This is a genomic window from Microbacterium bandirmense (genome assembly GCF_037204185.1).
GTDB lineage: Bacteria > Actinomycetota > Actinomycetes > Actinomycetales > Microbacteriaceae > Microbacterium > Microbacterium bandirmense.
The window spans coordinates 51,881-70,528 of sequence record NZ_JBBDGM010000013.1; the positions used below are offsets into that span (position 1 = coordinate 51,881).

The following is an 18,648-nucleotide window of genomic DNA, read 5'->3' on the forward strand; positions in this document are numbered from 1 at the left end:
TCAAGCCCCGTGAGGTGGTGTAGCGGTCGGTGATCCTTCTGCTGGTGATGTTGGTTAGGCGCTGAGTTCGAGGACGGGGTGGGTCACCTCCTCGATGCTGGTGTCGGCGACGAGGGTGAGTCGGGACTTCGCGAGGATGTCGAGTCCGAGGTAACGGCGTCCTTCGGCCCATTCGTCGGTCTGCTCGGCGAGGATGGCGCCGACGAGGCGGATGATCGCGTCCCGGTTGGGGAAGATCCCGACGGAGTCGGTGCGTCGGCGGATCTCGCGGTTGAGGCGCTCGTTGGGGTTGTTGGACCAGATCTGCTGCCAGAGCCCCTCGGGGAACCCGGTGAACGCGAGGATGTCCGCCCGGGCGGTGTCGAGGTGCTCGAACGCCTCGGGCAGTTTCCCGTCGACGTAGTCCAGCAGTCGGTCGAACTGGGCGTTGACGGCGTCGGCGTCGGGTTGATCGTAGACAGAGTGGAGCATCGCTTTCACTGCTGACCACATGGTTTTCGGCGTCACGCTCATGAGGTTCGCGGCGTAATGGGTTCTGCATCGTTGCCAGACCGCGCCGGGCAGGTTCGCCGCGATTGCTTCGACGAGTCCTTGGTGGGCGTCGCTGGTGACGAGGCGCACCCCGCCGAGGCCGCGGGCGACGAGGTCGGCGAAGAACGAGTTCCAGGCCGCTCCCGTCTCACTCGTCGCCACTCGCAGGCCCAGGACCTCGCGGCGGCCATCGGCGTTGACGCCGGTCGCGATCAGCACGACCGCATTGATGACCCGGCCGCCTTCGCGGACCTTCATCGTGAGCGCGTCGGCGGCGACGAACGTGAACGGCCCGGCGTCGTCGAGCGGGCGGTGCCGGAACTGATCGACGTGCTCGTCGAGATCCGCCGCCATCCGCGAGACCTGCGACTTCGACAGGGAGTGGATCCCGAGGGTCTTCACGAGCTTGTCCATCCGGCGAGTCGAGACGCCAGCGAGATAGCAGTCCGCGACCACCGTGATCAGCGCCGTCTCCGCTCGTTTACGCCGCTCCAGCAGCCACTCCGGGAAGTACGTGCCCTGCCGCAGCTTCGGGATCGCGACATCGATCGTGCCGACACGGGTGTCGAGGTCGCGGTGCCGGTACCCGTTTCGCTGCGCGGTGCGGTCCGGTGAGGGCTTGCCCCATTCCGCGCCGACCACGGCGTCCGCGTCCGCGGACAGCAGCGCGTTGATCATCGTCTGCAGCAGGTTGCGCATCAGATCGGGCGACGCGTCGAGAAGGGCTTCAGCGAGCACGCTCGCAGGGTCGAGAATACGAGGAGCGGTCATCGTGATGATGCCTTTCGAGTGGGGTGTGAGAGTTTCCTCGAAGGATCACACGGTGACCGCGCCCACGTTCACGACGAGGCCGGCCACCGCGGGCTACACCACTTTATGGGGCACTACTTGGCGCGGCCGCGGTTGGCGATAGGAACCTACGGCACCATCAATGTGGCTGAGGTGCAGCCGGGGAAGTGGCGTGCCCGAGCTCGCTACCGCTTCGCCGACGGGAAGTCTCGCCAGATCGAGAAGCACGCTCCGAGCAAGGCGAAGGCCACGGTTGCGCTGAAGCACGCGCTGACCACGATCGAGGCTGCCCGTGGAGGTGAGCTGAAGCCCGCGACGCACCTTCGTGCCCTCGGGCAAAGGTTTCTAGAGTCCCGGCGCGAGTTGGGACGTTCGGAAGGCACGCTGGAGACGTACGGCTATGCAGTGACCGCGCACATCACGCCACGGATCGGCGATCTCTCGGTCGCGGAGGCCACGCCTGAGCGGCTGCAGAAGTTCCTCAACGCGGTTGAAAAGGAAGCTGGTCCTGGGGCAGCAAAGAACTGTCGATCGGCCCTGAGTGGCATGCTCGGCCTTGCGGTGCGGAACGGCGCCTTATCGCACAACCCCGTGCGTGAGCTCGAGCGCGTCACCCAGAGGAAGAAGAAGGGGAGCGCGGCGATTCCGCTGGACGAGCTCCCTACATTCCTCGAGCGCGTTCGTGCTGACGAGAAGCTCGTCGAATGGGACACGGTCGACCTGATCACGTTCATGCTCGCATCCGGATGGCGCGTCGCCGAGGTATGCGCGCTCGAAGCGGACGCCATCGACTTTGCCGCCGGCACAGCATCCGTCGTGGCGCAGAACGTGCGTGTGAAGGGGAAGGAGATCGTCCGGCAGGAGTTTGCGAAGACCGACAAGTCCGCGCGTACGACCCACCTGCCGGAGGCGACGATGAGCCTGCTGCGCCAGCGCCACGAGAGACTGCGCGACGATACCGGCCTGATCTTCCCGACCCCGCTGATGCGCCCTCGAGACCCATCAAACACGCAGCGGGAGCTTCGAGACCGGCGCGAAAGCTTGGGCTACCCGGGCTTGTCTACACACGCTTTCCGGAAGACAGTAGCGACGATCCTCGACAAGGCCGGACTATCCGCTACAGAGATCGCTGACTATCTCGGCCATGAGAACCCGAGCATGACCCAGGACGTGTACATGAACACACTCAGGGGCTCGAGTAAGGCAGCGGGAGTCATGGGCGCGTCGCTGCAGGGGCTCATCTAGAAGGTCGCGGCATGGCAATACCAGCTGAGCTCGCAGTTCGTCGCTCTCGATTGAAGTGCTGCGGTGAGCATCAGAGCGTCCGCGGACTCCTACCCGCATCCGATGAGTCGTACTCAGGCCGCGCCTATCGCATCGTGGTCGGACTTGGGCGCGCGAAGGATGCCGCCGTGCCAATCCGGTCGCAGGGGACGCGAGCATGAGGCGATCGCGTGCTCGCCGAGGTCGCCGTCGGCTGAGCTGTGACGCAGCCCCGACTGAGCGAAAGTGCGATTTCCAAAGTGCGGGGTTAATGCGGAGTGCGTGACTGAAGACTCTGGGGGATACACGGAGGATCTCCACGATTGCCATTGGCAGAGCGATGAGTGCGCTCCGTCAGGACCGCCAGATCTCCCTGGTCAGAAGCCAAAAAAGAACCCCCGCAAGTAGAAGCCTTGCGAGGGTTCGGCAGCGGTGTAATCTCCGCTACGTGGCTCCGACCGGCATCGATCCGGTGACCTTTCGATTTTCAGTCGAACGCTCTACCAACTGAGCTACAGAGCCTCGCGGCACATCGTGGATCTGCCGCGTCCGATGCGAAAGGCCTTCTCGAAAGAAGGCCCGTCGCTTGGAGCGACCCTGACGGGACTTGAACCCGCGACCTCCGCCGTGACAGGGCGGCACGCTAACCAACTGCGCTACAGGGCCATAACTGTGAAATTGTATCGGAAAGAGTGACCCCAACGGGATTCGAACCCGTGCTACCGCCGTGAAAGGGCGGCGTCCTAGGCCGCTAAACGATGGGGCCGCATGAGATCCTCAGGGGTTCCCTTGCCGACGCTCAAGCATAAGCGACTCCGGGGCGAAAAACGAAATCGAGGGCGGGTCTGCTTCCATCCCGGGCGTTTCGGGAGGACGATAGAGGGTGTCGCGCGTGCCCGCGCGCGACGGCGGACAACAGCGAACCTGTTGCAGATGTGACGAATGTTGTTACTGTTACTTCTGTATATCGGGGGGAAGGTGCCGTGTGAACGACGAGCTCGAGGTGGCTGCAGGCGCAGCATCCGATGACTGCGGCTGCGCGCCCACGCCCGCCGAGCGACGCTCCCTCTGGCCTGCCGCCAAGGTCTCGCGCCGCAGCGCGATGACCGTCGGCGCGCTCAGCGCGATCGCGGTCGGCGCCCTCGGCGTCGCCACCAGCGCCCCGGCAGCCTTCGCCGCCGACTACCCGAGCTGGGACGACGTGCAGCGCGCCAAGGCCAACGAGGCCGCGAAGGCCAGCGAGATCAATCGCATCGAGACGCTGATCAACCAGCTCACCCAGGCCGCGGCCGCCGCCGAAGAGGCAGCGCGCAAGGCCGGCGATGAGTTCTACGCCGCCCAGCAGGCCTACTTCGACCAGGCCGCCAAGGCCGAAGACCTGCAGGCGCAGGCCGACGAGCAGTCGGGGATCGCCGACGACAGCGCCCGCAAGGCCGGCCAGGTCGCCAACCAGATGTACCGCAACAGCGGCGACGACGCCGCCCTCGAGCTGTTCCTGTCGAACTCCTCCGGCGACGCCGACGACCTGCTGGCGCGGCTGGGCAGCATGGACAAGCTGCTCGAGTACAACCGCGCCGTCGCCGACAAGGCCGCGGCCGCCCGTGACCAGGCCCAGTCGCTGAGCGACCAGGCCTCCAAGGCGCGCGACGAGCGTGATCGGCTGCAGAAGATCGCCGAGCAGAAGATGGTCGCGGCGCAGGAAGCGGCGGATGCTGCCCAGGCCGCCCTCCAGCAGAAACAGGACAACCTGCTCACGCTCCAGGCACAGCTCGCAGCCCTCAAGGACAAGACGACCGCCACGGTCGCCGGGTACCAAGAGGGCGAGCGCAAGCGCAAGGCCGAAGAGGAGCGTCGCCGCAGGGAAGAGGAAGAGCGTCGCAAGAAGGAAGCCGCCAGCGGTGGTGGCGGCGGTGGCGGGGGAGGCGGCGGCACCGGCGGCTCCGGATCCGGCGCCTGGCGTCGTCCGCACGGCGGCTACATCTCCTCGGGCTATGGCCCCCGGCCTGCGCAGTGCGTCAACGGCGTCTGCCGCTCGACCTACCACCGTGGCACCGACTTCGCCAACGGCTGCGGTGCGGCGATCTACGCGGCCGCATCAGGGCGGGTCGACGCCGCTTTCTACAACGGCGGCTATGGCAACTACATCCGCATCCAGCACGGCGGCGGCATCGCGACCGGCTACGCGCACATCGCACGGATCGCAGTGTCGTACGGGCAGCAGGTCAGCGCCGGCCAGGTGATCGCCTACGCCGGCAACACCGGCGCCTCGCAGGGCTGCCACCTGCACTTCGAGGTGTACACCGGCGGCGGCACCACCAACCCCTACAACTTCCTGGCGGCCCGCGGCGCGATCTGATCCCCGCTTAACGTCCGCATAACGCAGAAACCCCCCGGTCATCGACCGGGGGTTTCCTCATCATCAGCAGGAGGTCAGTGGCCTTCGGCGCCGAAGCGCTCGATCGCCTCGTCGAGGATGCGCTGCGCCTCAGCGGCGTCGCCCCAGGCGTCGACCTTGACCCACTTGTTGGGCTCGAGGTCCTTGTAGTGCTCGAAGAAGTGCGCGATCTCCTTCTTGGTGTACTCGGGCAGGTCGTCGATGTCCTGGATGTGCGCCCAGCGCGGGTCCTTCGACAGCACGGCGACGAGCTTGTCGTCGCCACCCGCCTCGTCGCTCATCTTCAGCACGGCAACGGGGCGGACGTTCACGACGACGCCGGGGTAGATCGCGTGGTCGAGCAGCACGAGCACGTCCAGCGGGTCACCGTCCTCGCCGAGGGTGTTGTCGAAGTAACCGTAGTCAGCGGGGTAGCCGAACGTCGTGTACAGCACGCGGTCGAGGTGGACACGACCGGTCTCGTGGTCGACCTCGTACTTCACGCGGCTGCCGCGCGGGATCTCGATGACGGCGTCGTGTGCGCCCATGTGCTGCTCTCCTTGGAAACGTTGGAAGGGAAAAGACGGTGGGGATGCCGCGGACTAGCCTACCCGCGCACTCGAAGCAGCATTCGCTCCAGCGGTCCCGTCAGCGCAACCAGCAGCAGTGCGTAGTACCCGACGTCGTGCACCCAGGCGGCGATCGGGAGAGCGACGCTGAACAGGATGATCGCGGCGACATCGCCGACGGCGCCCCGGCGCAGCAGATCGTCGGACATCGCGTGCAGCTGCGGGTGCCGCTGCAGATAGAGCTTGCCGGCGAGCGTGGCGACCTGGGTGAGGATCAGCGTTCCGATGTAGATGACCGCCTGCAGTGGATCCGTGTCCATCTGCCCCAGCATCGCCGTCGGCACCGGCAGCCAGACGATCGTCAGCATCCACGCGACGTTCAGCCACAGCAGGGCCGGGGTCACCCGCTGCACGGCTTCGTATTGCCGGTGATGCTCCATCCAGAACACGGCGATGAGCACGAAGCTCAGCGCGAAGCTCACCAGCTGTCCGCTGTGCTCGACGAGAAAGTCGCCGGTGTCGGTCCCCTCGCGCGCGGCTTCAGACACCGACTCCAGCAGCGGAAGGATCAGCAGCGTCATCGCGATAGCCACCACCGCATCGACGAACGCCCTCAGTCGCTCTGGCGCGAAGGTCGTCTGCTCGTTCACCCGCTCAGATTAGAGCGAGATGCCCCCGCACGACAGGGGGATCACCGGTGCCGTAGCTTTAAAGGATGCCGTCTCTCCCGCCCGCCGTCGCCGAGATCCGGCGCGCCGTACGCATCGCCATCGCCGACGTTCCCGATGGCGCCGGCATCGTCGTCGCCCTCTCGGGTGGTGCCGACTCGCTCGCGCTCGCCGCGGCCTGCGCCTTCGAGGCGCGCTCCCGTCAGATCCGCGTCATCAGCGCGACGATCGACCACGGCCTGCAAGCGGGGTCGGCGGATGCTGCCGCACAGGCATCCGAGAAGGCCGAGGCGCTCGGCATCCGCAGCATCGTCCGACGTGTGAGCGTGGCAGAGTCCGCGGACGGTCCGGAGGCCGCCGCCCGCGACGCGCGTTACGCGGCGCTGCGTGCGATCGCATCCGAAGAGCACGCCGCCGCCGTGCTGCTCGGCCACACCCTCGACGATCAGGCCGAGACCGTATTACTCGGGCTCGCCCGGGGCTCCGGCGCCGCCAGCCTGCAGGGCATGGCGCCGGTGCGTGAGGACAACGATCGGATGCTGTGGCTGCGCCCCCTGCTGAGCGTGCGTCGAGACACCACCAGGGCGTTCTGCGCAGCATCCGACATCGAGGTCTGGGACGACCCCCACAACACCGACATCCGCTTCGCGCGGGTGCGCGCGCGCACCCGCGTGCTGCCGGTGCTGGAGGCCGAGCTCGGCCCGGGCATCGCCGAGGCGCTCGCCCGCACGGCCGAGCAGCTGCGCGAGGACGCGGAGGCGTTCGACGAGATGATCCACGAGACCATCGAAGACATCGTCGAGCACGCCGAGGCGGGCATCTCGGTCAGCGTGGCCGCGCTCGCCGCGAACCCCGCGGCCCTGCGCAACCGGATCATCCGGCTGGTCGTCGACAGCGAGTTCGGTGTCGGCCTCACGCGGGTGCAGACCCTCGAGGTCGCGCGCCTGGCTACCGACTGGTCGGGCCAGGGCCCGATCGACCTGCCCGGCTGCAGCGCCCACCGCCACGGCGGACGCATCGTGTTCACCGCGCGCTGAGCGTCACCGCATTCTCAGTCGGGGCATCGAAAAGGCCCCGCGAATCGGATTCGCGGGGCTGGTGTCCTACTTCTTGCCGCCCAGCAGGCCGCCGAGGATGTCGCCGATCCCGCCGCTCGACGAAGAACCGGACCCGCCGCCGAACAGCCCACCCAGTCCGCCGAGGATGTCGCCGATCCCGCCGCCGGAGGTCTGGCCGCTGTCGCCACCGCCGCCGAACAGTCCGCCGAGGATGTCGCCGATCCCGCCGCCGCCGTCAGCCTTACCCTTGTTGGCGTTCGCGATCAGGCCCATCACGATGGGAGCGAGCATGGGCAGCAGCTTGCCGAAGTCGATGCCGCCGGCGGTCTTCTCCGACGAGGTCAGCGTGCCTGCGACTTCCTTCTCCTTGCCGCCGAACACGTGCTGGACGATCTTCTCGCCGTCGGCCTCGTCGATGTCGTCGACGCTGGATGCTCCGGAGAAGCCCTCGTGGCGGCTCAGCGCCTGCTCGATCGCCGACGAGCCCTCTGCCGTCTCGGCGTTCTTCGCCAGTCCGCCGACGAGGGCTGCGCCGCCCTCTTCAACGGCCTGCCGCGCGACGTCCTGACTCACGCCGAATCGCTTCGCGATGTCATCGATCGGCACCTGCTTGAGAATCGCGTCGAGGTCCATGTCTTCCACCTTCCCCGCGGGCGGACGCCCGCACCTGGTGCTCACAGTAGCGGGCATCCCATCCCTTCCGTACGGTTCTCGCAGGTCATCCGCCCTAAACTCGTTCTATGCGCGCTGCGGAAATCCAGGACGACCTCACCCAGATCCTCGTCACCGAGGAGCAGATCAAAGCGAAGCTCGAAGAGCTGGCCGCACGCGTGGCCGCCGACTACGAGGGCAAGGACCTTGTCCTGGTGGGCGTGCTCAAGGGCGCCATCATGGTGATGGCCGACTTCGCCCGGGCGCTGCCGTTCCACGCGCCGATGGACTGGATGGCCGTCTCGAGCTACGGCGCGAGCACCAAATCCAGCGGTGTCGTGCAGATCCGCAAGGACCTCGACACCGACCTGCACGGCAAGCACGTGCTGATCGTCGAGGACATCATCGACTCGGGTCTCACCCTCAGCTGGCTGCTCGAGAACTTCGAATCCCGCGGCGCCGAGTCGATCGAGGTGCTCGCCCTGCTGCGCAAGCCCGAGGCCGCCAAGGTCGAGATCGACTGCAAGTACGTGGGCTTCGACATCCCCGTCGAGTTCGTCGTCGGTTACGGACTCGACTACGCCGAGCGCTACCGCAACCTGCGCGACGTCGCCGTGCTGGCGCCGCATGTGTATTCCTGAGCGTCCTTCGTCTCGTCGCTTCGCTCCTCGCTCAGGAACCGGAGGGGGCGCCGACGGGTACGCCGTCGGTGAACGTACAGCGGCCCCCTAACGCGCGGGCGGTACGCTGAACGCATCATGGACGTCAAGAAGGTCTCGAAGAACCCGCTGATCTACATCGCGTTGATCGGCGTTCTGCTGTTCGCCGGCTTCCTGCTGATCTCGAACCTCTCCGCCCCGAAGCAGATCACGGTGCAGCAGGGTCTCGAGCTGCTCGATGGCAAGACGGTGACGAAGGTCGTCAACACCGACGGCGACCAGCGCGTCGACCTCACGCTCTCGAAGGAGTTCGAGGGCTCGACGAACGTGCAGTTCTACTACGTCGAGGCCCGCGCCGACCAGGTCGTCGAGGCGATCGACGGCGCCGAGATCAAGGCGGCGGATGCCAACGACGTCGTGCCCCGGGCCACCTGGTTCGACGGATTCCTGTCTCTGCTGCTGCCCCTGGTGCTGCTCGGCCTGCTGTTCTGGTGGCTGCTGTCGTCGATGCAGGGCGGCGGCAGCAAGGTCATGCAGTTCGGCAAGTCGAAGGCGAAGCTGGTGAACAAGGAGACCCCCACGGTCACCTTCGCCGACGTCGCCGGGTCTGACGAGGCCATCGAGGAGCTCCACGAGATCAAGGAGTTCCTGCAGGACCCGGCCAAGTTCCGGGCGATCGGCGCCCGCATCCCCAAGGGCGTGCTGCTGTACGGCCCTCCCGGAACCGGTAAGACCCTGCTCGCCCGCGCCGTCGCCGGCGAGGCCGGTGCCCCGTTCTACTCGATCTCGGGTTCGGACTTCGTCGAGATGTTCGTCGGCGTCGGAGCCTCGCGCGTGCGCGACCTGTTCACGCAGGCCAAGGAGAACGCCCCCGCGATCATCTTTATCGACGAGATCGACGCCGTCGGACGCCATCGCGGTGCCGGCATGGGCGGCGGCAACGACGAGCGCGAGCAGACCCTCAACCAGATGCTCGTCGAGATGGACGGCTTCGACCCGAACGCGAACGTCATCGTGATCGCGGCGACCAACCGTCCCGACATCCTCGACCCCGCGCTGCTGCGCCCCGGCCGCTTCGACCGCCAGATCGGCGTCGACGCCCCCGACCTGAAGGGCCGCCAGCAGATCCTCGAGGTGCACGCCAAGGGCAAGCCGCTCTCGCAGTCCGTCGACCTCGAGGTCGTCGCCCGCAAGACGCCCGGCTTCACCGGCGCCGACCTGGCCAACGTCCTCAACGAGGCTGCCCTTCTGACCGCCCGCTCGAACGCGCAGCTGATCGACAACCGCGCCCTCGACGAGGCCATCGACCGTGTGATCGCCGGCCCGCAGCGCCGCACCCGAGTGATGAAGGACAAGGAGAAGCTCATCACCGCGTACCACGAGGGCGGGCACGCGCTCGCCGCCGCGGCGATGAACTACACCGACCCGGTCACCAAGATCACGATCCTGCCGCGCGGCAAGGCCCTCGGCTACACGATGGTGATGCCGCTCGACGACAAGTACTCGGTCACCCGCAACGAACTGCAGGACCAGCTCACCTATGCGATGGGCGGTCGCGTCGCCGAGGAGCTCGTCTTCCACGACCCGACCACGGGCGCCTCGAACGACATCGAGAAGGCCACCAGCATCGCCCGCAAGATGGTCATCGAGTACGGAATGACCACCGAGCTCGGCCCGGTCAAGCTCGGCTCCGAGGGCGGCGAGCCCTTCGCCGGCCGCGACATGGGGCGTGGACGCGAGTACTCCGAGACCGTCGCCGAGCGCGTCGACGCCGAGGTGCGTGCGCTGATCGAGCAGGCCCACAACGAGGCTTATCAGGTGATCAGCGCGAACCGCGACATCCTCGACCGACTCGCGCTGGCGCTGCTCGAGGAGGAGACCCTCGACCACAACCAGATCGCCGAGATCTTCACCGAGGTGCGCAAGCTGCCCGAGCGTCCGCAGTGGCTCTCCAGCGAGGAGCGTCCGGTGTCGACGCTGCCGCCGGTGCAGATGCCGCGCCGTGCCGAGCAGGGCATCGCCGCCCACACCGCCGCGAACGGCGAGACCGCTCGCACCTCTGGCGCGCCGGCAGGCGGCGGGCAGGCCCGACCGGCGACGGCCTGACGTGTCCGTCGACAAGCCCCGCGTCGAGCGCCTCACCCGCGAGCTGCTCGAGGCGATCGGCGAGGACCCCGACCGGCCGGGACTGAAGCAGACCCCGGGCCGGATGGCCGAGCTGTACGAGGAGTTCTTCGCCGGTGTAGGCGAAGACCCCGCCGCGCACCTCGAGCGCACCATCAGCATCTCGCGCGGCCCGGCGCCCGACACCCTTCCGTCGGGTGCCGTGCTGCTGCGCGACATCCGGTTCCGCTCGGTGTGCGAGCATCATCTGCTGCCGTTCGCCGGTGTCGCCCACCTCGCCTACCTGCCCGGAGAGCAGGTGGTCGGGCTCGGCGCACTGGTGAAGGTGGTCGAGACGCTCGCGACGCGCCCGCAGGTGCAGGAGCGCCTCGGGGAGCAGATCGCGGATGCCATCGCCGACGGCCTCGACACGCGGGGCGTGCTCGTCGTGCTCGACGCCGTGCACGGGTGCGTGACCATGCGCGGAGGACGCCAGCCGCTGGCATCCACCGTCACGATCGCCGCGCGCGGCGAGTACACCGACCCGGTCGCGCGCGCCGAGCTGATCGCGCTGATTGGCTCCTCTTCGAATGCGGGGGCCCAGCCAGGAACAGGGGCCCAGGCATGACGCTGATCTGGGGCATCCTCAACACCACGCCCGACTCGTTCAGCGACGGCGGTCGCTACATCGACCCCGAGGCGGCTGTCGCGCATGCCCGCCTGCTGCGCGACCAGGGCGCCGCGATCATCGACGTCGGTGGCGAATCGACGCGACCCGGCTCGGAGCGCGTGACTCCTGCTGTCGAGCAGGCGCGGGTGCTGCCGGTCATCGAGGCGCTCACCGCCGCAGGCATCCCCACCTCGGTCGACACGCTCAACGCCGGCACGGCGGTCGCGGCCGTGCGGGCCGGTACGCGCATCGTCAACGACGTCTCCGGCGGCCTCGCCGATGATCGGATGCTGTCCGCGATCGCCGACCTGGATGCCGATGTCGCCATCGGCCACTGGCGCGGCCCGTCCGCCGACATGTACGCCCGCGCCCAGTACACCCGAGTGGCACGCGAGGTGGCATCCGAGCTGCATGAGCGCGTCGCCGCGGCGGCCGCAGCCGGCATCGCGCCGTCGAGGGTGATCGTCGATCCCGGTGTGGGCTTCGCGAAGTCCGGCACGCAGAACTGGGAACTGCTGCGCGACCTCGACGAGATCACCGCGCTCGGGCACCGGGTGCTGATCGGCACCTCGCGCAAGCGGTTCCTCGCCGAGGTGCTCGACCCTTCACTTCGACCCGCTGACGCTCGCTCAGCACATGCGACAAGCTCAGCGACCCAAGCGATCGAGCAGCCTGCCACGTCGTGGACCGACGAGCAGCGCCGCGACCTCGCCACCGCCGTCACCAGCGCGCTGGCCGCCCGCGCCGGCGCCTGGGCGGTGCGGGTGCACGACGTGGCCGCCACCCGTGACGCTCTTGAGATCACCGCCGCCTGGGACGGGAGATGACATGGACCGCCTCGACGAGATCACCCTCACCGGCCTGACCGTGTTCGGACACCACGGCGTGTTCGACCACGAGCGACGTGACGGCCAGGAGTTCACGATCGACCTGACCCTGCGGCTCCCACTGGGCCCGGCGGCAGCATCCGACGACGTGGCCGACACGGTACACTACGGCGAGCTCGCCGAGCGGGTCGCCGGGATCGTCGCCGGCGAGCCGGTCGACCTGATCGAGACCCTCGCCGAGCGCATCGCCGCCGCGGCGCTCGAGGACCATCGGGTCAGAGAGGTCGCGGTGACCGTGCACAAGCCGCACGCCCCGATCGCCCGGACGTTCTCCGACGTCGCGGTGACCGTGCACAGGAAGCGGTCATGATGGATCGCCGGCTGACCCACTTGTCGGGCATCCCCGATCCCCGACCCGGTCGTGAACCGCAGGTCGCCGTCGTCGCGCTCGGCTCGAACGAGGGCGATCGCGGCGAGATGCTGCGCGCCGCCGCCGAGCGGCTGCGGCGGCTGCCGCTGGTCGACGACCTGGTGATGTCGGACACGATCGAGACGGTCGCACTCAAGCCCGACGGACCCGACCCCGATGCCCCGCCGTACCTGAACGCGGTGGCGCTGCTGACGACCCGCCTGGCGCCGTCCGTGCTGCTGGGCATGCTGCACGCCGTCGAAGACGAGCAGGGTCGCGTGCGCCGTGAGCGCTGGGGCGACCGCACCCTCGACCTCGACCTGATCGCATACGGCGACTTCACCAGTTCGGATGAGCACCTGACCGTGCCGCATCCGCGCGCCGCCGAGCGACTGTTCGTGCTCGAGCCCTGGCTCAGCATCGACCCCGAGGCGGTGCTGCCCGGCGCCGGACGCGTCGACGAGCTGGTGCGGCAGTTGAAGGGCGACTACCGGTGAGGCGCACCTCCACCGCGCTGCTCATCGTGCTGGCGCTGTTCGGCGTGGGAGCCGGGTTCGGCTTCAATCATCTGCTCACCATCAGCGGCCGCGCGACGTTCACCCCCTCGCCGTTCCTTCCCGTGCTGCTCCTGCTGATCGCGCTCGCCGTCTTCCTGCTGGCCTGGCCGGTGCGCCGCAGCACCCGCGGAGGCGCGCGCGTCGACCCGTTCCGGGCGCTGCGCGCCGCCACGCTGGCGCGCGCGTCGAGCCTGCTGGGCGCCATCCTCGCCGGGTTCGGCGGCGGCCTGCTGGTGTTCCTGCTCACGCGACCCGTCCCTGCGCCGGTAGGGTCGGTGGTGGCGATGATCGCCCTCGTCGTCAGCGCCATGCTGCTGGTCGGGGTCGCGCTCATCGCGGAACAGTTCTGCACGCTGCCGAAGGATTCTGATGACCGAAAGCCAGACGACCCCACCGAGTGACCCGAATCCGTTCGGGGAGCCACCGGTGCCGCCCGCTGCGCCACCGGCCCCACCGGCTCCGCCCGCACCGGCATCCGCACCCCCTGCTCCTGCCGCACCTCCTGCTCCCGCCGCACCTCCTGCTCCTGCCGCACCGGCATCCGCCTCCGAGCAGCCGGCTCCGGCGCAGCCCGCCGCGCTCGACGAGGGCACCTACGACGCGCTTCGCACCCCGCGAAGCGCCTCCGCGCTCGCGCTCGACGGCGCATGGCACCAGATCTCGCCGCGCCATGTCGTCTCGCAGCTGCTGCAGAACGCACTGCTGATCGTCTTCGTCGTCGCCGTGGTGCTCGTGCTCACGCTCGCCGTCGACCAGACCTGGGCATGGATCCCGGGCGGAGCGATCGTGCTGATCACCCTGGTCACGATGGTGATCCTGCCCCGACAGGCGAAGGCGATCGGCTACATGCTGCGTGACGACGACATCGTCTTCCGTCGCGGCATCCTCTGGCAGCGCATGGTCGCCGTGCCCTACGGACGCCTGCAGCTCGTCGACATCACCCACGGTCCGCTCGACCGCGCCTTCGGCGTCTCGCAGCTGAAGATGGTGACCGCGGCGGCCACGACCGGGGTGCAGATCCCCGGGCTCACCCAGGCATCGGCCGAGGCGCTGCGCGACACCCTGATCGAGGTCGCCGAGACCAGGCGGACCGGCCTGTGAGCATCCCCTCCGCGCCCACGCCCGACTCGCAGGCAGCGCCGCCCACGGCGCTGCCCGCCGGCGGCTCATCGAGCCTCGCCGACGGCGAGTGGCATCGGATGCACCCGCTCACGCCCCTGTTCAAGGGCGGCCTGGTGCTCATCATCGTCGCCGGCATCGTCATCTCGAACATGCGCGACCGGATCATCAACTTCTTCGTGCAGCAGTTCGCGCCCGAAGAGGCGGCGTACACCGAGTACCCTGGTGACCCCATCGACTGGGTGCTGGCGAACAACCTCATCCTGCTCGCGCTGCTCATCGTGGTCGGCATCGTGGTGCTGTTCATCGTCGTGTTCTGGGTGGTGTGGCGCTTCCACCAGTTCCGCATCACCGGCTCGCACGTCGAGGTGCGCAAGGGTCTGCTGTTCCGCTCGCAGCGTCGCGCGCCGCTCGACCGCGTGCAGGGCGTGAACCTCACCCGTCCCTTCCCCGCCCGGATCATCGGCCTCGCCAAGATCGAGGTCGTCGGCGCCGGCACCGACTCGAACGTCGACCTGGAGTACCTGGCGACGGGCAAGGCCGAAGCGGTGCGCGCCGACATCCTGCGTCTGGCCTCGGGGGCGCGGTCCGCGCGGCTGGCGGCGTCCGGTGCGGTGCCTCCGGGCGCCGGCGCTTACGCCGCCGGGCAGCAGGGCGCCGGAGTGGACGGCAGTGCGCCGATGACACGGCGCGACCAGCTGGTCGGCTCGATGAACGCCGGAGTGTCGGGGCTCATCGAGGGCGTCGACCTCGCCGACGTCGCACCCGAGAGCGTGGTGAAGATCCCCACCGGGCGCCTCATCGGCTCGCAGCTCATCTCGGCCCTGTTGTGGGCGCTGCTCTTCGGCGGGATCTTCGTCGTGGCCATGGTCGCCACCTTCACCGGCATGACCGCCGACGGCGAGACCGGACCCGAGATCGTCGTCGCGATGATCGGACTCGCGCTCGGCATGGGAATCCCGCTGGTCATCGCCGTGGTCGGTATCACCTGGGCACAGATCTCGCGCTCGCTGCGGTATTCGATCGCGCCGACGAACGACGGCATCCGACTCACGTTCGGTCTGCTGACGACCGTCACCGAGACTCTGCCGCCGGGACGCATCTTCGCCGTGTCCGTCTCGCAGTCGCTGCTCTGGCGTCCGTTCGGCTGGTGGACCGTGCGCATCAACCGCATGTCGGGAAAGTCGGCCAGTCAGGCGCAGTCCGGCACCGCACAGCAGTTCAACACGGTGCTGCCGGTGGGCAAGCGCGCCGATGTGGAGCGGGTGCTGGGGCTGATCCTGCCCGGGATCACGCCCGAAGAGCTCACGCAGCTGTGGGAGCACGGCGTCATCGGAGGGCAGCCGGACGATGCGTTCCGCACCGTTCCGCGTCGCGCCGCATGGCGGCATCCGCTCAGCTGGAAGCGACACGGCTGGACGCTCGTGCCCGGGAGTCTGCTGCTGCGCAAGGGCTGGCTGTGGCGTCAGCTGGCGATCTTCCCGCTCGCGCGCATGCAGGGCATCTCGATCGCGCAGGGCCCGATCTCGCGCGCCCAGGCGGTCGCCTCGATGCAGGTGCACTCGGTGACCGGACCGGTCTCATCGACGCTCTCCGCACTCGACCGCGAGGACGCGCAGGCGCTGATCGATGAGGTCGCCCGCGCGGCGGTGAATGCTGTCACCCACGATCACAGTCACCGCTGGGCCGAGCAGGGCTGAGATGGTGGCACCGGGACGCCTCGGCGTCGGCATCATCGGCGCCGGGCGCGTGGGTCCGGTGCTCGGTGCGGCGCTCGCCGGCGTCGGCCACGCCATCGTCGGGATCACCGCCGGATCGGATGACGACCGTGTCGCCGCGGTGCTGCCCGGCGTGCCCGTGCTCGACGCGGTCGAGGTGGTGCGCCGCAGCGAACTGGTGGTGATCGCCGTGCCGCACGACGAGCTGCCAGGACTCGTGCAGGGCATCGCCGACCTCGGCGGCTGGCAGGCCGGGCAGCTGCTGCTGCACACCGACCCCGGCTACGGCACCGATGTGCTCAGCCCGGCGGCCGAGCGCGGGGCGATCCCGCTGGCCGTGCACCCGGCGATCACCTTCAACGGCACCTCGGTAGACCTGCGACAGCTGCAGGCGTCGTTCGCTGCCGTCACGGCCCCGGCCGCCGTGCTGCCGATCGCGCAGGCGCTCGCCGTCGAGATGGGATGCGAGCCGGTGGTCATCGCCGAGCAGGACCGCGCCTCGTACGCCGAGGCGATCGCGACCGCGACGGAGTTCTCGCGATCGATCGTGCAGCAGTCGACCGGGCTGCTGCGCAGCATCGGCGTCGAGAATCCCGGCGGCTACCTGTCGGCCCTGGTGTCGTCGGCCGTCGAGCGGGCGCTGCGCGACGAGTCCGACCCGCTGGCGCTGCCGCCGGACCTCTGAGTGCCCGCTCTCGGGCATCCGCTCCCGGGCATCCGCCACACTTTCCTGCAACCGCCACACTCTCCTGCACCCGCTCCCGGGCATCCGCCACACTTTCCTGCAACTGCGCCATCGATCAATGTGGCGGATGCTGAAAACTGGCGCTCTCGCGATGCGCCGGCGCGGCGCGCCGCGACGGCGACTCAGCGCCCGCCGGAGAACCCGCCGCCTCCGCCGCCGCCCGAGAAGCCGCCGCCGGTCGACCCGCCGGACGAGCTCGACGACGGCGAGTACGTCGCGGCCGAGCGCACCGTCGTCGAGTAGCTCGACAGCCGCGAGCCGATCGACACGCCCACGGCGGTATCGATCCACCGCGGGCCGGACCCGCTGTCGGAGTACGCCGTGTCGAGCACCGAGGTCCAGCTCTTCTCCTCGCCGAACAGCATGGCGTAGGGGAGCAGCTTCTCGTACAGGTGCACCACGTCGACGCTGCCGTCGCTGCGCCGCTCGGCGCCCTGATACGACTGCAGCATGCGCAGCCGGTCGGCCTCGGCGACGCGGATGAACTCCTTCACACCGAGCAGGTACTCGTGCTGCTCGGCGCCGGCGGGCGTGAGCACGGTGTGCCGCGAGAAGGCGACGAACGCGGTGATGGTCACCGCGACGCACGCGAGCAACACCGCGACGACGCCGAGCGGCAGCAGGTCGCGATCGAGCGCCGCGGCCCAGAGGAACGTCGCCACGGTCGCCGCGAGCAGCGCGATCGAGATCCACCCGAACACGACCGCACCGCGGCTGCGCTCTTTCGTGGTCCAGCCGCGTGATTTCGCCTCGGACGTGCCCCGCTTCACCAGTCGCTCCATGCGCCCTGCGAACTTCGTGCTCTTGCGGGGGATGCGCCGCACCGTGCGGTCACCGGTGAAGACGGCATCCACTGTCGCCTGATCCAGCGGCGCCACGGCCGCACCCCGATCGACCAGGCGCACGGCGGGACGATCGCCGTCGTGCTCCTCGAGGCGGATCGCGCCGCGCACCGCGAGGTGCACCAGCTCGGCCGGCACCGGGTTCGGAGCCCCGGGGATCAGCGGTGCGGCCACGAGCGGCGGCAGGTCATCGGGCACATCGAACTGCGCCACGACGATGCCGGTCGCCGTGCGGCGTCGACGCGCGAATGCGGCGACGGATGCCCACGCCCCGGCGGCGGCGGCGACCGCCCCGGCGCCCACTGCAGCGGGGCCGAAGTCGGCGAGCGCGTCGGGCTCGCGGGCGGCGGGCTGCGTGACGGTGCCCGCGGTGAAGCCGATCGCGACGGTCACGCCGTCGCCGACTGCGCGCTCGCCGGATGCCACGGTGAACACCTGCGCGTCGTCCTGCGCGCGCGGTCCGTCGAGCGTGCACGTGTCGGTGCTGCCCTGCACGCCCTGGTAGCAGGCGGTGTCGTCGGTGAGGCCGGCCGCGAGCTCGGGCGAGACGGCGATCTCGGCCTGGAAGCGTCCGATGTCCTGCGTGCTGTCGACCGGCAGCAGATCCCAGTAGAACTCGTCGTTCCCCGATTCCGAGCCGGTGATCATGAAGTCGCGCATCGTGTACTCGATCACATAGGTGGTCGACCCGTGCACGTAGTCGTCTGTGCCGGTCAGCAGGTAGAGCAGACCGTCCTCCGACTCGGTCTCGTACGGCACCGCGCGGCCCTGCTCATCGGTCACCGACACGATCTCGAGGCTGAGACCCGCGCCCTCGTACCGCTCCGGATAGCCGCGCACGATGCCCTTGTTCTGATCGAAGTCGGGGAACTCGGCGACGAGCGTCTCGGTGACGTGTGCGACCGAGCGGCCCTCGGCGTCCAGCGACAGGTCGTAGCGGGCGTCCCACGACGAGTAGCTGAAGTCGTCCACGTCGGCGGACGCGGTCGACGGCAGCAGCACCGCTGTCAGCAGGCCGAGGGCGAGCGCGAGGAAGGCCAGGAAGCGACGCATGGTGAGAAGGCTACCGGCGTGACCCTGCGCGCTCGGGGAGAGC

18 protein-coding genes and 3 tRNA genes are annotated in these 18,648 nt (G+C 68.9%); 13 read left to right on the plus strand and 8 right to left on the minus strand.

Annotation, left to right across the window (positions count from 1 at the left end; genetic code table 11):
• Window positions 1-54 precede the first annotated feature (54 nt).
• The gene (locus WDU99_RS13895) at window positions 55-1,302 is read right to left on the minus strand and encodes an IS256 family transposase (RefSeq protein WP_337333053.1); all 1,248 of its coding nucleotides are present in this window, start codon (window positions 1,300-1,302) and stop codon (window positions 55-57) included.
• Window positions 1,303-1,464: 162 nt separating this feature from the next.
• Here WDU99_RS13895 and WDU99_RS13900 point away from each other — a divergent pair, with 162 nt between their 5' ends.
• The gene (locus tag WDU99_RS13900) at window positions 1,465-2,565 is read left to right on the plus strand and encodes a site-specific integrase (protein WP_337333054.1); all 1,101 of its coding nucleotides are present in this window, start codon (window positions 1,465-1,467) and stop codon (window positions 2,563-2,565) included.
• A 467-nt stretch (window positions 2,566-3,032) separates the two neighbouring features.
• Here the strand turns inward: WDU99_RS13900 and WDU99_RS13905 are convergent.
• The 3 genes from WDU99_RS13905 to WDU99_RS13915 all read right to left on the minus strand — a co-directional run bounded on the left by WDU99_RS13905 (window position 3,033) and on the right by WDU99_RS13915 (window position 3,349).
• A tRNA-Phe gene (locus WDU99_RS13905) sits at window positions 3,033-3,105 on the minus strand.
• Between the two features lie 70 nt (window positions 3,106-3,175).
• A tRNA-Asp gene (locus WDU99_RS13910) sits at window positions 3,176-3,249 on the minus strand.
• A 27-nt stretch (window positions 3,250-3,276) separates the two neighbouring features.
• Window positions 3,277-3,349, minus strand: a tRNA-Glu gene (locus tag WDU99_RS13915).
• 219 nt (window positions 3,350-3,568) lie between these two features.
• Here WDU99_RS13915 and WDU99_RS13920 point away from each other — a divergent pair.
• On the plus strand, window positions 3,569-4,939 hold the full coding sequence (locus tag WDU99_RS13920; protein WP_337333055.1) for a M23 family metallopeptidase: 1,371 nt from the start codon (window positions 3,569-3,571) through the stop codon (window positions 4,937-4,939).
• 74 nt (window positions 4,940-5,013) lie between these two features.
• Here the strand turns inward: WDU99_RS13920 and ppa are convergent, their stop codons facing one another.
• Together ppa and WDU99_RS13930 are read right to left on the minus strand one after the other, a co-directional pair.
• The gene (gene ppa / locus WDU99_RS13925; protein WP_337333056.1) at window positions 5,014-5,505 is read right to left on the minus strand and encodes an inorganic diphosphatase; all 492 of its coding nucleotides are present in this window, start codon (window positions 5,503-5,505) and stop codon (window positions 5,014-5,016) included.
• Between the two features lie 59 nt (window positions 5,506-5,564).
• Window positions 5,565-6,176, minus strand: a complete 612-nt coding sequence (locus WDU99_RS13930; RefSeq protein WP_337333057.1) for a TMEM175 family protein — start codon at window positions 6,174-6,176, stop codon at window positions 5,565-5,567.
• A gap of 65 nt (window positions 6,177-6,241) precedes the next feature.
• Here WDU99_RS13930 and tilS point away from each other — a divergent pair, with 65 nt between their 5' ends.
• Window positions 6,242-7,231, plus strand: a complete 990-nt coding sequence (gene tilS / locus WDU99_RS13935) for a tRNA lysidine(34) synthetase TilS (RefSeq protein WP_337333058.1) — start codon at window positions 6,242-6,244, stop codon at window positions 7,229-7,231.
• Between the two features lie 66 nt (window positions 7,232-7,297).
• On the opposite strand, the gene WDU99_RS13940 is transcribed toward tilS, so the two are convergent.
• On the minus strand, window positions 7,298-7,885 hold the full coding sequence (locus WDU99_RS13940; RefSeq protein ID WP_337333059.1) for a DUF937 domain-containing protein: 588 nt from the start codon (window positions 7,883-7,885) through the stop codon (window positions 7,298-7,300).
• Between the two features lie 107 nt (window positions 7,886-7,992).
• Here WDU99_RS13940 and hpt point away from each other — a divergent pair, with 107 nt between their 5' ends.
• The 10 genes from hpt to WDU99_RS13990 all read left to right on the plus strand — a co-directional run bounded on the left by hpt (window position 7,993) and on the right by WDU99_RS13990 (window position 16,650).
• A complete protein-coding gene (hpt, locus tag WDU99_RS13945) occupies window positions 7,993-8,544 on the plus strand; it encodes a hypoxanthine phosphoribosyltransferase (RefSeq protein ID WP_337333060.1) in 552 nt (183 codons plus the stop codon).
• 117 nt (window positions 8,545-8,661) lie between these two features.
• Complete coding sequence (gene ftsH / locus WDU99_RS13950) at window positions 8,662-10,668, plus strand: ATP-dependent zinc metalloprotease FtsH (RefSeq protein WP_337333061.1); 2,007 nt, start codon at window positions 8,662-8,664, stop codon at window positions 10,666-10,668.
• A 1-nt stretch (window position 10,669) separates the two neighbouring features.
• On the plus strand, window positions 10,670-11,293 hold the full coding sequence (gene folE, locus WDU99_RS13955) for a GTP cyclohydrolase I (protein ID WP_337333062.1): 624 nt from the start codon (window positions 10,670-10,672) through the stop codon (window positions 11,291-11,293).
• The gene (gene folP, locus WDU99_RS13960; RefSeq protein WP_337333063.1) at window positions 11,290-12,162 is read left to right on the plus strand and encodes a dihydropteroate synthase; all 873 of its coding nucleotides are present in this window, start codon (window positions 11,290-11,292) and stop codon (window positions 12,160-12,162) included. The genes folE and folP overlap by 4 nt, the downstream gene beginning before the upstream one ends.
• Before the next feature lies 1 nt (window position 12,163).
• Window positions 12,164-12,532 carry a dihydroneopterin aldolase gene (gene folB, locus WDU99_RS13965; protein ID WP_337333064.1) on the plus strand — a complete coding sequence of 123 codons (369 nt, stop codon included), beginning with the start codon at window positions 12,164-12,166 and terminating at the stop codon, window positions 12,530-12,532.
• A complete protein-coding gene (gene folK, locus WDU99_RS13970; RefSeq protein WP_337333101.1) occupies window positions 12,532-13,068 on the plus strand; it encodes a 2-amino-4-hydroxy-6-hydroxymethyldihydropteridine diphosphokinase in 537 nt (178 codons plus the stop codon). Before folB ends, folK begins: the two co-directional genes overlap by 1 nt.
• Complete coding sequence (locus tag WDU99_RS13975) at window positions 13,065-13,529, plus strand: DUF3180 domain-containing protein (protein ID WP_337333065.1); 465 nt, start codon at window positions 13,065-13,067, stop codon at window positions 13,527-13,529. Before folK ends, WDU99_RS13975 begins: the two co-directional genes overlap by 4 nt.
• A 256-nt stretch (window positions 13,530-13,785) precedes the next feature.
• Entirely contained in the window at window positions 13,786-14,229 is a 444-nt protein-coding gene (locus tag WDU99_RS17310; RefSeq protein ID WP_474199791.1) for a PH domain-containing protein, read from the plus strand.
• Window positions 14,226-15,947 (plus strand): PH domain-containing protein, encoded by a 1,722-nt coding sequence (locus WDU99_RS13985; protein WP_337333067.1) that lies wholly within the window; start codon window positions 14,226-14,228, stop codon window positions 15,945-15,947. Before WDU99_RS17310 ends, WDU99_RS13985 begins: the two co-directional genes overlap by 4 nt.
• A 1-nt stretch (window position 15,948) precedes the next feature.
• Complete coding sequence (locus WDU99_RS13990) at window positions 15,949-16,650, plus strand: Rossmann-like and DUF2520 domain-containing protein (RefSeq protein WP_337333068.1); 702 nt, start codon at window positions 15,949-15,951, stop codon at window positions 16,648-16,650.
• Between the two features lie 182 nt (window positions 16,651-16,832).
• Here the strand turns inward: WDU99_RS13990 and WDU99_RS13995 are convergent, their stop codons facing one another.
• Window positions 16,833-18,605: a DUF2207 family protein gene (locus tag WDU99_RS13995; protein ID WP_337333069.1), complete on the minus strand. Its 1,773-nt coding sequence runs from the start codon at window positions 18,603-18,605 to the stop codon at window positions 16,833-16,835.
• Window positions 18,606-18,648 lie beyond the last annotated feature (43 nt).

What these genes read in the sequence shown, in the direction of transcription:
- WDU99_RS13895 (WP_337333053.1), bottom strand. Translation starts at nt 1,302, where the DNA reads ATGACCGCTCCTCGTATTCTCGACCCTGCGAGCGTGCTCGCTGAAGCC.
- ppa (WP_337333056.1), bottom strand. Translation starts at nt 5,505, where the DNA reads ATGGGCGCACACGACGCCGTCATCGAGATCCCGCGCGGCAGCCGCGTG.
- tilS (WP_337333058.1), top strand. Translation starts at nt 6,242, where the DNA reads ATGCCGTCTCTCCCGCCCGCCGTCGCCGAGATCCGGCGCGCCGTACGC.
- WDU99_RS13940 (WP_337333059.1), bottom strand. Translation starts at nt 7,885, where the DNA reads ATGGACCTCGACGCGATTCTCAAGCAGGTGCCGATCGATGACATCGCG.
- hpt (WP_337333060.1), top strand. Translation starts at nt 7,993, where the DNA reads ATGCGCGCTGCGGAAATCCAGGACGACCTCACCCAGATCCTCGTCACC.
- ftsH (WP_337333061.1), top strand. Translation starts at nt 8,662, where the DNA reads ATGGACGTCAAGAAGGTCTCGAAGAACCCGCTGATCTACATCGCGTTG.
- folP (WP_337333063.1), top strand. Translation starts at nt 11,290, where the DNA reads ATGACGCTGATCTGGGGCATCCTCAACACCACGCCCGACTCGTTCAGC.
- folB (WP_337333064.1), top strand. Translation starts at nt 12,164, where the DNA reads ATGGACCGCCTCGACGAGATCACCCTCACCGGCCTGACCGTGTTCGGA.
- folK (WP_337333101.1), top strand. Translation starts at nt 12,532, where the DNA reads ATGGATCGCCGGCTGACCCACTTGTCGGGCATCCCCGATCCCCGACCC.
- WDU99_RS13990 (WP_337333068.1), top strand. Translation starts at nt 15,949, where the DNA reads ATGGTGGCACCGGGACGCCTCGGCGTCGGCATCATCGGCGCCGGGCGC.
- WDU99_RS13995 (WP_337333069.1), bottom strand. Translation starts at nt 18,605, where the DNA reads ATGCGTCGCTTCCTGGCCTTCCTCGCGCTCGCCCTCGGCCTGCTGACA.